Consider the following 12,556-nt stretch of genomic DNA (forward strand, 5'->3'; position numbering starts at 1 on the left):
GTTTCGCCTCTCCTCCCAGCGCGTCGATCCTTTCCGCCCGTTCCCCGCGACGCGCGCCACCCTGGGCGCGGCAGCCGCCCCGCTCGTCTTACGCGAGGTCGATCGAGGGTTCCAGCCCCTTTCCTTCGGACGGATTCTGCCGCATGGATGGGCATCGATCGTCCGCGGTGAGCCAAGCGACGCAGTATCTCTTCGGAGATTTCATCCTTGACGTCGGCGAGCAGCGTCTGCTGCGCGGCACGACGCCGCTGCGCCTGACGCAGAAGTCGCTCGCCGTCCTGCAGTGCCTCGTCGAGCGCGCCGGCACGCTGGTCACCAAGGACCAGCTGCTCGACACCGTGTGGCACGGGATCGCGGTCGGCGACGCGGTGCTGAAGGTCCACGTCGGCGAGATCCGCAAGGCGCTCGGCGACGACGCGCGCGCGCCGCGCTACGTCGAGACGTTGCACCGCCGCGGCTACCGCTTCCTCGTGCCGGTCGAGGTCGTCGCGGCGGGCGACGGCCATCTGCGCCGGCGCGACGACGGCGCGCCGACGTCGCCGCTACCGCGTGTCGCGCGAGTGAGGACGGAGGAAGAGGTCGCGCCCGTCGGCCGCGAGGCGGTGCTCGAACAGATCGTGCAGGCCTGGCTGCGCGCCTCGGCCGGCGCGCGTCAGGTCGTGTTCCTCACCGGCGAGCCCGGCATCGGCAAGACCACCGTGGTCGACGCCTTCGTCGCGCGGGTCGCGGCGACCGCCACCGTGCGGGTCGTGCGCGGCCAGTGCCTCGAGCGCTACGGCGCGAGCGAGGCCTACCTGCCGGTGCTCGAAGCGCTCGAGCGTCTGTGCCGCGAGGCTGGACGTCCGCGCATCGCGGAGCTCCTCGCGCGCTGGGCGCCGACCTGGCTCGTGCAGATGCCGTCGCTGCTCGACGCCGACGAGGCGGCCCGTCTGCGTCAGGAGACGCTCGGCGCGACCCCGGAGCGCATGCTGCGCGAGATGACCGAGGCGCTCGACCTCATCACCCGCGAGACGACGCTCGTGCTCGTGCTCGAGGACCTGCACTGGAGCGACCCGTCGACGATCGACCTGATCGTCGCGCTCGCGACCCGGCGCGAGCCGGCGCGTCTGCTCGTGCTCGGCACCTTCCGGCCCGCAGAGCTGCGCGCGCGCGAGCATCCGCTCGACCAGGCGCGCCACCACCTCGCGCTGCGCCGCCAGTGCACCGAGATCGCGCTCGAGCTGCTCGGCGAGAGCGAGGTCGCCGAGATCGTCGCGCGACGCTTCCCGGGGCTCGAGCGCACGGATCTCGCCCGCGCGCTGCACCGGCGCACCGACGGCAACCCGCTGTTCGTGGTCAACGTGCTCGACTTCCTCGCCGCGAGCGGACGCGTCGTCGAGCGCGACGGCGCGCACGAGCTCGAGATGCCGGCGGACGAGGCCGTGCGCGACGTGCCCGAGACGCTGCGCCAGCTCGTCGAGAGCCAGGTCGCGCGCTTGCCGCAGGATCGTCAGCGGCTGCTCGAAGCGGCGAGCGTGGTCGGCGTGGAAGCGCTCGCGAGCGTGATCGCGGCGGCGCTCGACGCCGACGTGCTCGACGTCGAGGAGGCGTGCGAGGAGCTGAGCCGCGAGGGACACCTGCTCGCGCGCGGCGCGCCGCGCGAGCTGCCCGATGGCTCGCTGTCGTCGGTCTACCGCTTCCAGCACGCGCTCTATCAGCAGGTGCTGTACGAGCGCCTCGCGCCCGCGCGGCGGGTCGCGCTGCACGGCCGCGTCGCGCGCTGCGAGGAGGCGCTGCACGGCGCGCGCGCCGACGAGATCGCGGCGCAGCTCGCGCTGCACTACGAGCTCGCGCGCGAGCCCGAGCGCGCGATCCACCATCTCTGCGCCGCGTCCGACAACGCGACGCGACGCTTCGCGCTGCGCGAGTCGGCGGAGCTGCTCGAGCGCGCGTTCGAGCTGCTGCCGCTCCTGCCGGCGGACGTCGCGCCGGAGCGGCGGCTCGCGCTGCTCGAACGCCGCGGCGCGCAGCGGCGCGCGGCGGGCCAGAGCGTCGCCGCGGCGGACGACTTCGCGGCGATGGCGGCGCTCGCGCGCGAGCGCGGGCTTCCCGACCTCGAGCTGCACGGTCTCCTGCTCGAGAGCAGCGCGCTCGGGCTCGTCGATCGACGGCGCTGCCTCGCGGTCGCAGAGAAGGCGGTCGGGATCGAGGGCGCGAGCGACGTCATGCGCACCGTCGCGCGCGGCTACCTCGCCTACTGGAACCACCGTCTCGCGGGCTACGACGAGCGCGACGCGCGCGCGTGCGCCGACGCGCTCGCGGTCGTGCGCGGGTTCGGTCTCCCCGGTCCGCTCGCGCTCTTCCTGCACATGAACGGCTGCTTCCAGTCGCTGCGCTCGGAGTACCGCGCGGCGTGCGACGCCGCGGCGGAAGGGCAGCGGCTCGCGCGCGAGGTCGGCGACGCGTTCGCCTACCAGATCTGCGGCCAGCTCCGTGCGACGGTGCTGCTGCACCTCGGCGAGCTCGGCGAGACGCTGCGCGTGCTGCACGACCTGCTCGCGCTCGCCGAGCGCAACGGCCACGCGCCGGGCGCGCTCGCCGCGCGCGTGATCCTCGCCTGGCTGCTCGCCGAGGTCGGCGACTTCGCGCGCGCGCGACGCACGAGCGAGGAGGCGCTCGACGAGGCGCAGCGGCTCACGCACCCGTACGGGCTCGTGCTCGCGCAGCTCGTCCTCGCGATGGCGGACCACGGGCAGGGGAGGGCCGCCGCCGCTGCGCGACGGCTCGACGAGCTGCTGCGGCGCTTCGAGCGCGAGCCCGAGTTGCGCGAGTGGGCGTTCCTCTTGCCGCTCCACGCGCAGGCGGGCGAGGCGAAGCTCGCGCTCGGCGACCGCGACGGCGCGATTGCTGCCGCACGCACGCTCTGCGAGCTCGCCGGACGCTCGGGCGAGCGCACCTACCTGATGCGCGCGCGGCGCGTAGTCGCGGAGGCGGCGCTCGCGGCGGGCGAGCTCGGAGCCGCGGCGGCGGAGGTGGAAGCTGCGCTCGCGCTCGGCGACGCGGGCGACGTGCCGCTCGGCGAGTGGCGGGTGCTGGCGACGGCGGCGCGGGTCGCGGCGCGGCGCGGTCGGCGCAGCGACGCCCGCCGTTGCGGCGAGGCGAGCGCCGCGCTGCTGCGTCGTCTCGCCGCGTCGCTGCGCGACGAGCCGGCGCTGCAGCGCGCGCTCCTGCGCCGGCCGGAAGCGCGCGAGGTGCTCGCGCCGACGCAGAGACGCGCGGCGCGTGCTTGACGCGCGGCTACTCGAGCAGCGTCCGCCGGAACTTCTGGTCGGCCGCGCGCGCCCACGACGGCACCGGGTGGAAGCGCGACTCGAAGCGGCGCATGAGCTCGCTCTCCTCCGCGATGAGCTTTGCGCGCCGCTCCTGCGCCGCGCGCGCCACCGAGCACGCCCGCTCGGACTCCTGGCTGCCGAGCCGCGGGTCCTTGCAGCGGCGGGCGAACGTCGTCGCGAGGTTCTGCGCCACGTACGCGGCGTCCTGCAGCGCCTCGAAGCGGCCGCGCGCGTAGGTGAGGAACTGGTCGTTGCTCATCGTCTCGAGCGTGGCCGCGGAGGTGTCGAGGGCGCGCGCCTCGGGCGGCACGAGCCCGAAGGCGAGGGCGGAAGCGAGGACGAGGCCGAGGACGGCCGGCATTGTGCGCTGCATGAGGTTCATCTTCCTACGAGCATCGCGCGGACGAAAAGGGCTCTCGCCAGATTGCACGGTCTGCACGTTCGATCGACGCGCGCGGCAGGTGACCGATTCACCGACGGCATCGACGATGCGCTCAGACCCGGACCTGCCGTACGCGACGGCTGGTTAGCACGAGCAGCAGGGTCCCGCCGAGCATCGCGACGTTGAGCAGGTAGGGCGCGTCGTTCGATACCTCGTAGAGCGCGGTGCCGAGCATCGGGCCGATGACGTTGCCCGCCACCGCGACGCCGTTGAGGATGCCCGCCGCCGAGCCTTGCTCGTGCGCCTCGACGGCGAGCGACGCCGCCGCAGCGGCGCCGGGCCGCACGAGCCCGAGCCCCGTGCCGAGCAGCGTGAGCGCGAACAGGAACACCGGCAGCGCCTTGCCGAACACGAGCAGCAGGAAGGCGGCGAGCATCAGCGCGACGCCGACCCGCATCATCGCGCGCGCCGAGGGTCGGAAGCGCTGCACGATGACGAGCTGCGCGACGAGCCCCGCGAGCGCGAGCACGACGAAGCCCATGCCGGCGGCCTGCACCGTCTGCGCGGCCGAGAGCCGCAGCTCGTCCTGGAAGTAGAAGGCGAGCGTGACCACGGTCGTGCCGCGCGCCGACTGCAGCGCCGTGCTGACGATCAGGAACGGCAGGATGCGGCGGTCGAAGACGCGCATGCGCTTGCCGCGCTCGCGGCGCTTGGTCGCGTGCGTCGCGTCCTCGGGCAGCGCGAACCAGATCACCGCCGCGCTCGCGACCGCGAGCGCCGACGAGAGGTAGAGCGGTGCGAGCAGCCCGATCGTCGCGAGCGCCGCGCCGACGCCCGGACCGATCGTCTCGCCGAGCCCCATCGCCGCGCTGACCAGCGCCACACCGGCGGTGCGGTCGGCGCGCGACGTGCGGTCGGCGATGTACGCCTGCGACGCGGGTCCGGTGCCCGAGCCGAGCAGCGCGAAGATGCAGCGCGCCGCGACCATCATCGGAAAGACCACCATCGCGGGCAGCAGGCCGCGCCGCGCGACGTCGATCACCAGCGCGAGCAGCGCCATCGACAGCGCGTAGCCGAGCAGCCCGATGACGATCACCGGGCGTCGTCCGGCGACGTCGCTGCGCCTTCCCCACGCTGGGCTGACGAACACCCACAGCGACGCCGAGGTGGCGAAGATCAGCGACACCTGGAACGGCGAGATGCCGATCTCGCGCGCGGCCGGCGGCAGGATCGAGAACAGCATCGACTGCCCCATGCCGATCGAGATCAGGCAGGCGAAGAGCAGCGCGAGCTCGCGCTTGAACACGCTCGACGCGCGCGTCTCCTTCGCCTGCTGGAGCATCCGCGCGATCTTAGCGGACGGCTGCGCCCGACGGGGGGACGAGCGGCACGATTCCTCGCCCGTCGACGCGACGACGCCGCGTCAGCTCGGCGTGCTGCTGGTCGTGCTGCTCGGCGTGTTGCCCGACGCGCTGCTCGGTGCGCTGCTCGTCGTGCTGGACGGGGAGCCGCTCGGCGCGCTGCGCGCGATCGTCGGCGGCGCGACGGCGTAGGCGTACTGCACGAGCAGGTCGACGATCTTCTCGAGGTCGCGGTAGCGGCCGTCGATGTACGCCATGCCGAAGTTCTGCGTCAGCACGATCAGGCTGTCGGCGACCATCTCGACGCGCTCGCGCTCCTCCGCCGTCGCGGCGGGCGCGCCCATCGCGATCAGGTCCTCGACGAGATCGCGGTGCATCTCGGACTGGATCTCGCGCGCCACCCGGCCGAGCGGCGACTGCGGCCGGTTCTGCTCCTGGTAGAAGAGGCGCCAGAGGTCGGGCTGCTCGATGAAGGCGCGCAGCGGCAGACGGAAGGTCTCGCGCAGCGCGCCCTCGCCCTCGGCTTCGGCGAGCCGCCGGCGCGCCGCGCGCAGCGCGACTCGGACCTCGGCCATCTTCTCGTCGGCGAGCGCCTCGAGCAGCGCGTCCATGTCCTTGAAGTGGACGTAGAAGGTCGGCTGGGCGACGCCGGCGTCGCGCGCCACGCGCCCGGTGGTGAGCGCCGCGAGGCCCTCCTCGCGCAGGATCCGCGCCGCCGCCTCGAGCAGGCGGCGCCGGGTGATGAGCTTCGCCTCTTCGCGCGTGAGGGTCCGGTTCACCTGATACCTATACCATTATCGCCCGGCGGTCGCCTGTGCTCGCCTCTTGACGTGGCAGATCGAATAGCCGATAAGGCTATCAGTGACCACTGGACCAAGGAGCCTTCCATGCAGGTAGCGAGCGCCGACGCGGTGCGCAACCCAGGCCGTCCCGAGCGATTCGAGGTGGTGATCGTCGGCAGTGGCTTCTCGGGGATCGCGATGGGGATCCTGCTCGAGAAGGCCGGCATCGACGCCTACGTCATCCTCGAGAAGGCGTCGGACGTCGGCGGCACCTGGCGCGACAACACCTACCCGGGCGCGGCGTGCGACATCCCGTCGCACCTCTACTCGTTCTCCTTCGAGCCCAAGCCCGATTGGTCGCGCGCGTTCCCGCCGCAGCAGGAGATCCACGACTACCTGCGCGCCTGCGTCGACAAGCACGGGCTGCGCTCCCACATCCGCTTCCGCAGCGAGGTGAAGGGCGCGACCTTCGACGAGCGCGAGGGCACCTGGACGGTGCGCGTCGCGGACGGCTCGACGGTGGTCGGACGCGCGCTCGTGCTCGGCAACGGTGCGCTCCACATCCCGGCCTATCCCGAGATCGAGGGGCTCGAGAGCTTCGAGGGCACGACCTTCCACTCGGCGCGCTGGAACCACGACTACGACCTGCGCGGGAAGCGCGTCGCGGTGATCGGCACCGGCGCGAGCGCGATCCAGTTCGTGCCCGAGATCGCGCCGCTGGTCGGCTCGATGAAGGTCTTCCAGCGCACGCCGCCGTGGATCCTGCCGAAGCCGGATCGTCCGATGACCGAGCGCGAGAAGTGGATCTTCCGCTACGTGCCGGGCGCGCGCTGGCTCTACCGCGCGTACACGTACTGGATGCACGAGCTGCGCGCGATCGGCTTCGTGATCGATCCGCGGCTCATGAAGCAGGCCGAGAAGCTCGCCAAGCGCTACCTCGCGAAGACGGTGCGCGATCCCGAGCTGCGCGCCAAGCTGACGCCGAACTACACGATGGGCTGCAAGCGCATCCTGATGTCGAACGACTACTACCAGACGCTGCAGCGCGACAACGTGAAGCTCGTCACCGACGCGATCCGTCGCGTCACGCCGAAGGGCATCGAGACCGCGGACGGCGTGATGCACGAGGTCGACGCGATCATCTTCGGCACCGGCTTCACGGCGACCGACTACCTCGCCCCGCTCGACATCCAGGGGCTCGACGGCAAGCTGCTCAACGACGTCATCCGCGAGCGTCCCGAGACCTACCTCGGCATCACCATCCACGGCTTCCCGAATTTGTACTTGATGATGGGTCCGAACACGGGCCTCGGGCACAACTCGATGGTGTTCATGATCGAGGCGCAGGCGCGCTGGGCGCTGCAGGCGATCCAGAAGCTGCGTCGCGACGACCTCGCCTACATGGACGTCGACCCGAAGGTGCAGCGCGCGTTCAACGAGCGCATCCAGGCGAAGCTCGCGCACTCGGTTTGGAACTCGGGCTGCCAGAGCTGGTACCTGAAGGACGGCTACAACGCGACGATCTGGCCGGGCTTCACCTGGCAGTACTGGCTCGAGACGCGCTGGCTGCGCCCGGCGGAGTTCCGCTGCGTCAAGCGCGAGGACGCGTCGGCCATGGGCGCGGGCGCGCTGGTCGGGGCTGCGGCGTAGAAGGCGTGCCTGGCACGGCGCTCGCGTAGGCGCCGCCGCTCACCCGCACGCGAGCGCGAGCTGCACGCCGACGTGGTCCGAGGGCCAGCAGATCTGTGCCGGCAGCGGACCGCAGGTGCTCGCGAACGGATTGGGCACGTCGGCGAAGAGCCGCGTGCCGCTGCCGTCGTCGGCGGGCGGCAGGATCTCGGCCGCGCACGTCGCGCGCTCCGCGGGACGGATCAGGAAGACGAAGTCGATGCGCGAGGTCACGCCGAGCTCGGGTGACTCGAGGCCCGCGAGGCCTTCGTCGGCGCGACCGGAGGTGCAGCCGACGCCGGTTGCGGGATCGCACTCGGGGTTGCCGGCCGCGAGGTAGACGTCGCTCCAGCCGCGGCCGACGAACTGCTCGTAGACGAAGCTGCCGGGGCGCTCGTTGAAGTCGCCGGCGACGAGGCCGAGCAGCGCGGCGTCGTGCGTGCGCTCGATGAACTGCGCCATCTGCACGGCCTGGCAGTCGCGGACGTTCGTCGCGCCCGCGGCGACGCACTCGGGTGGGCAGTCGTCGGCGCAGGGCTCGCGCGCGCCGTCGGCGCTCGACGCGAGGTGCGTCGAGTAGAGGTCGAGCGTGCCCGCGGGGTGCGCGATGCGCGTCCAGAGCACGCGGCGGAACTGGCGGTAGAGCGTGAGCTGCTCGACGAGCAGGACCGGGTAGCGCGTGAGCACGGTCTCGTCGTCGACGCCCGTCAAGCGCGCTCCCTGCACGAGCTCGTAGGGAAACGGGCAGGTGGTCGCGAGGTAGGGTTCCATCTGCTCGACCGACGGCGGCCAGATCTCCTGCAGCGTGACCAGATCCGGGCAGCCGCGCGCGGCGATGAAGTCGAACAGCAGCTTCGTGCGGTCGGGCAGGCGGCAGCGGTCGGTGTCGGGCGGGCAGAAGATGCCGTGCAGGAAGTTCAGGCTGACGAGCGTGACGTCGGGCGCTGCGCTGCGCGGCGCGTCGCTACAGGCGACGAGCGCGAGCGCGAACAGGAACGACGTCGCTCCGCGCCCGGTCCGCAAGCTCCGCAGCAGCATGACCTTCAATCCGTCGGCAGCTCGAGCGTGCGCGTGTACATCGCGTGGATCTCCTCGATGCGCGCGTCGAGCTCCTCGCGCTTCCAGTCGCTGGTGTCGATCGGCGGCAGGACGACGACGTCGATCATCGTCGGACGCACGACGAGCCAGCTCTTCGGCAGCGCGTCGAGCGTGTTGCGCAGCACGATCGGAACGATCGGGACGCCGGCCTCCATCGCCATGAAGAACGCGCCCTTCTTGAAGCGTCCGGGATGCGGCGTCGTGCTGCGCGTGCCCTCGGGCGCGATCGCGAGCGAGATCCCGTGACGGAGTGCGTCGATCGCGGGACGCAGCGCCTGGATCGCCTTCTCGTGGTGAAAGCGGTCGATGAACACCGTGCCCGCCGCCGCCATGAACGGGCCGAAGATCGGATTGCGCCGCAGCTCCTGCTTGCCGATGCCGACGAAGTCGCGCCGCAGGAGCTTGCAGATCACGAGCATGTCGACCGCGCTCTGATGGTTGAAGATGAACACCGCGGGACGTCGCGCCCACAGGTTCTCCTCGCCGCGCACGCGCACCTGCAGGCCGGCGAGCACGGTGCCGAGCTCGCCCCAGGTCGAGGCCGCGATGTTGATCGCGTCCTGCCAGTGGCCGGACGCCAGCGCCGCCGGCAGTCCGACGAGCAGCGACGGCACGAGCGCGCCGATGGCGGACGCCGTGCGCACGACCTCCTCGAGCGTCGGCAGCCCGCGGCTCGTGAAGCGCTGCGTCGGCCAGCCGCGGCGCGTCGCGATCGCCGTCAGCGCCTTGCTCGGATTGGTCGGACGCGGGTGGCCGACCAGCTCGAGCAGCGGCAGGTCCTCCTCGCTGTCGGTGTAGAAGAAGCTCTGCGCGAGATCGATGCCGTGCTCCTCGGCGAAGCGCCGCGCGAAGTACGCCTTGCCCTCGCCGTAGCAGGGCGGGTCGACGATCTCGCCGGTCAGCTTGCCGTCGACCACCTCGAGCTGCGAGGCGAGGATGTGCTCGATGCCGAGGTCGCGCGCGATCGGACCGATCTGGTAGCGCGTCGCCGACGACACGATCGCGAGCGTGTGCCCGCGCCGGCGGTGGGCGGCGACGATCGCACGCGCCTCGGGGTAGACCTCGGAGGCGAGCTCCTCGTTGAAGATGCGCTCGCCGATGCGCACGAACTCCTCCTCGGGGTAGCCGCGCAGCGTGCGCGCCGTGCCGGTGAGGAAGCCCGAGAAGCCGATCGTCTGGAGCTCGAAGCTGATCGCCGCGAACAGCAGCTCGACGACGTCGCTCGCGCCGAGGCGGCCGCTGCGCAGCCCGTCGCGCACGAAGGTCAGCGCGGAGAAGCCGGCAATCAGCGTGCGATCGAGGTCGAAGAAGGCGGCGACGTGTGGGCCGGCCGGACTCTCGTCGATCTCGCTCGTGAGGTCGCTGTAGGCCCGCATGGCTCGTCTTTCGTCGCCGCGACGTCCGGACCTTAGCGCCGCTGCGGGGGCCAGGTAAAGAATCGGCCTCGATCGTCCGAGGTGACCGACGCCGGGCGTCGAACCGCCCGTCGTCGACGCTTTACACGCACGGCGCCTTGCGGGAAGAGGAAGACGCGATGGCGGAGAGCAGCGCGGCAACGGCGGCGCCGACGACGCCGACGCACGACGCGAGGCAGCGGCTTCCGAACGAGCCCTCGTGGCCGGCGTCGAACGGGCACCGCGTGGTCTTTCTTCTTGATGCGTCGAGCAGGCTCGAGCGGCGCCTGCTCGAGGACTGGATCGAGCGGCACCGCCCCGCCGGGGCGACCTACGAGGTGGTCGACATCCCGCCCTCGCGGCGCCGGCGCAGGCGCATCGACGGCCGCCTCGAGTCGTGCGTCGCCTCCGAGGGCGATCCGCTGATGGCGCCGCTGCGCGTCGCGTGGGAGCGGAAGAAGGTCGACGGCGTGCGCGAGAACCCGCTGCGCGAGCTGCTCACCGTCGGCGACCCGCGCGACCCGGGGCCGCTGCGCCAGCACGTCATCCTGCGTCGCCATCCCGAGCGCTGCATGATCGTCGCCGCCGAGCCCGCACCACTTTCGGCGCTGCGCGAGCGCTGGCGGCAGGCGGGCGGCTTCGACCCGACGCACACCACGGGGCTCGCGGACTTCGTCTGGCGCCAGGCGACGCTCGCGCTCGAGCGCGCGGAGCGGCGGCTGCGCGGCGCGCGCTACAAGGTGCCGAAGCTCGTCCACGAGGACATTCTCGCGCGGCCGGCGTTCCGCGCCGGCGTCGCCCGGCTCGCGCGCGAGACCGGCAAGAGCGAGGCGACCGTCGAGCGCGAGGCGCGCCGCTACCTGCGCGAGATCGCGGCGACCCACAGCCCGCACGTCATCGACCTCACCGCGCATCTCATCCACCTGCTCTACACGCAGGCCTATGGCGAGGCGCTGCACTACGACCGCGAGCGGCTGCGCGAGCTCTACGGGCTGACGCAGCGCTACCCGGTGGTCTTCCTGCCGTCGCACAAGTCGAACCTCGACCACCTGGTCCTGCAGTACGCGCTGCACGAGAACGGCCACCCGCCGAACCACACCGCGGGCGGCATCAACATGAACTTCTTCCCGGTGGGGCCGCTCGTGCGACGCAGCGGCGTGTTCTTCATCCGCCGGACGTTCAAGGACAACCCGGTCTACAAGTTCGTCCTGCGCCAGTACATCGACTACCTGATCGAGAAGCGCTTCTCGCTCGAGTGGTACATCGAGGGCGGACGCTCGCGCTCGGGCAAGATGCTGCCGCCGCGGCTCGGCCTCCTCGCCTACGTGGTCGACGCCTACCGGCGCGGCAAGGCGGAGGACGTCTTCCTGATCCCGGTGTCGATCGCCTACGACCAGATCCAGGACGTCGGCGACTACGTCGCGGAGCAGCGCGGCGCCGCCAAGCAAAAAGAAAGCTTCGGCTGGTTCCTGAAGATCCTGCGCTCGCTGCGCCGGCGCTTCGGCGACATCCACATCAACTTCGGCGAGCCGCTGTCGCTGCGCGCGGCGCTCGGGCTCCCCGAGCCCGGCACGGAGCCCAACCCCGACGAGCAGAGCCTCGCGCTGCAGAAGCTCGCCTTCGAGGTCGCGGTGCGCATCAACCGCGTGACGCCGATCACGCCGACCTCGCTGGTGACGCTCGCGCTGCTCGGCGTCGGCGACCGCGCGCTGACCCTCGCCGAGGTCTGCGACGTGCTGCGCGACCTGCTGGTCTACGTCTGCAAGCGTCGCTTGCCGATGACCGAAGAGCACGCGCTCGATACGCCGGAGGACGTGCGGCGCGCGCTCGGCGCGCTGGTCGAGAGCGGCGTCGTCGCCTGCTTCGACGAGGGACCCGAGGCGGTCTACGTCATCGGTCCCGACCAGCACCTGACCGCGGCGTACTACCGCAACACGATCATCCACTTCTTCGTCAACGCGGCGATCGTCGAGCTCTCGCTGCTGCACGCGGCGGAGCGCGACGTCGAGGACGCGTGCGCGGAGTTCTACGAGGAGGCGCTGCGGCTGCGCGACCTTCTGAAGTTCGAGTTCTTCTTCTCCGAGAAGGACGCGTTCCGCGCCGAGCTCGCGCAGGAGCTCGCGCTGCACGACCCGGCCTGGGAGCAGGAGCTCGCGATCGGCGGCGCCGAGGTGAGGGGGCTCCTGCGCAAGATCCAGCCGCTGGTCGCGCACCGCGTGCTGCGGCCCTTCCTCGAGGCCTACCAGGTGGTCGGCGACGCGCTGACGCGGCTCGCGCCCGACGCGCCGTTCGACGAGGACGAGTTCCTCAAGGACTGCCTCGCGCTCGGCAAGCAGTACCAGCTGCAGCGCCGCATCCGCAGCGCCGAGTCGGTGTCGCGGGTGCTCTTCCAGACCGCGCTCAGCCTTGCGCGCAACCGCGACCTGGTCGATTCTAGCGGCCCCGATCTGGCTGGTCGCCGCGCGGTGTTTGCCGAGGAGATTCGCGGAGCGATCCGGCGCGTCGACGCGATCGACGCGATGGACGCGGCGCGCCGCGCGGGCTTCGCGGACTAGAAGAG

8 protein-coding genes are annotated in these 12,556 nt (G+C 71.8%); 3 read left to right on the top strand and 5 right to left on the bottom strand.

Features of this window, described 5'->3' with window-relative positions; all coding sequences use genetic code 11:
* Positions 1-167: 167 nt before the first annotated feature.
* Entirely contained in the window at positions 168-3,269 is a 3,102-nt protein-coding gene (locus VIS07_23050) for an AAA family ATPase (GenBank protein ID HEY8518401.1), read from the top strand.
* Between the two features lie 7 nt (positions 3,270-3,276).
* Here the strand turns inward: VIS07_23050 and VIS07_23055 are convergent, their stop codons facing one another.
* From VIS07_23055 to VIS07_23065, 3 genes are all read right to left on the bottom strand, one after another.
* Positions 3,277-3,684 (bottom strand): hypothetical protein, encoded by a 408-nt coding sequence (locus VIS07_23055; protein ID HEY8518402.1) that lies wholly within the window; start codon positions 3,682-3,684, stop codon positions 3,277-3,279.
* A 121-nt stretch (positions 3,685-3,805) separates the two neighbouring features.
* On the bottom strand, positions 3,806-5,035 hold the full coding sequence (locus tag VIS07_23060) for an MFS transporter (GenBank protein HEY8518403.1): 1,230 nt from the start codon (positions 5,033-5,035) through the stop codon (positions 3,806-3,808).
* A gap of 81 nt (positions 5,036-5,116) precedes the next feature.
* Complete coding sequence (locus tag VIS07_23065) at positions 5,117-5,833, bottom strand: TetR/AcrR family transcriptional regulator (protein ID HEY8518404.1); 717 nt, start codon at positions 5,831-5,833, stop codon at positions 5,117-5,119.
* Between the two features lie 108 nt (positions 5,834-5,941).
* Here VIS07_23065 and VIS07_23070 point away from each other — a divergent pair, with 108 nt between their 5' ends.
* Complete coding sequence (locus tag VIS07_23070; GenBank protein HEY8518405.1) at positions 5,942-7,486, top strand: NAD(P)/FAD-dependent oxidoreductase; 1,545 nt, start codon at positions 5,942-5,944, stop codon at positions 7,484-7,486.
* Between the two features lie 39 nt (positions 7,487-7,525).
* Here the strand turns inward: VIS07_23070 and VIS07_23075 are convergent, their stop codons facing one another.
* Both VIS07_23075 and VIS07_23080 read right to left on the bottom strand, forming a co-directional pair.
* Positions 7,526-8,542, bottom strand: a complete 1,017-nt coding sequence (locus VIS07_23075) for an endonuclease/exonuclease/phosphatase family protein (protein HEY8518406.1) — start codon at positions 8,540-8,542, stop codon at positions 7,526-7,528.
* A gap of 5 nt (positions 8,543-8,547) precedes the next feature.
* A complete protein-coding gene (locus tag VIS07_23080) occupies positions 8,548-9,978 on the bottom strand; it encodes an HAD-IB family hydrolase (protein ID HEY8518407.1) in 1,431 nt (476 codons plus the stop codon).
* A gap of 158 nt (positions 9,979-10,136) precedes the next feature.
* Here VIS07_23080 and VIS07_23085 point away from each other — a divergent pair, with 158 nt between their 5' ends.
* Complete coding sequence (locus tag VIS07_23085) at positions 10,137-12,551, top strand: glycerol-3-phosphate 1-O-acyltransferase (GenBank protein ID HEY8518408.1); 2,415 nt, start codon at positions 10,137-10,139, stop codon at positions 12,549-12,551.
* The last annotated feature ends 5 nt before the right edge of the window (positions 12,552-12,556 follow it).

Source organism: Candidatus Binatia bacterium (assembly GCA_036563615.1).
In the GTDB taxonomy this organism is placed as follows: domain Bacteria; phylum Desulfobacterota; class Binatia; order UBA12015; family UBA12015; genus DATCMB01.

Bases quoted from the DNA above. Each gene is read 5' to 3' on its own strand.
- VIS07_23060 (HEY8518403.1), bottom strand. From the start codon at position 5,035: ATGCTCCAGCAGGCGAAGGAGACGCGCGCGTCGAGCGTGTTCAAGCGC.
- VIS07_23070 (HEY8518405.1), top strand. From the start codon at position 5,942: ATGCAGGTAGCGAGCGCCGACGCGGTGCGCAACCCAGGCCGTCCCGAG.
- VIS07_23055 (HEY8518402.1), bottom strand. From the start codon at position 3,684: ATGCAGCGCACAATGCCGGCCGTCCTCGGCCTCGTCCTCGCTTCCGCC.
- VIS07_23085 (HEY8518408.1), top strand. From the start codon at position 10,137: ATGGCGGAGAGCAGCGCGGCAACGGCGGCGCCGACGACGCCGACGCAC.
- VIS07_23075 (HEY8518406.1), bottom strand. From the start codon at position 8,542: ATGCTGCTGCGGAGCTTGCGGACCGGGCGCGGAGCGACGTCGTTCCTG.
- VIS07_23080 (HEY8518407.1), bottom strand. From the start codon at position 9,978: ATGCGGGCCTACAGCGACCTCACGAGCGAGATCGACGAGAGTCCGGCC.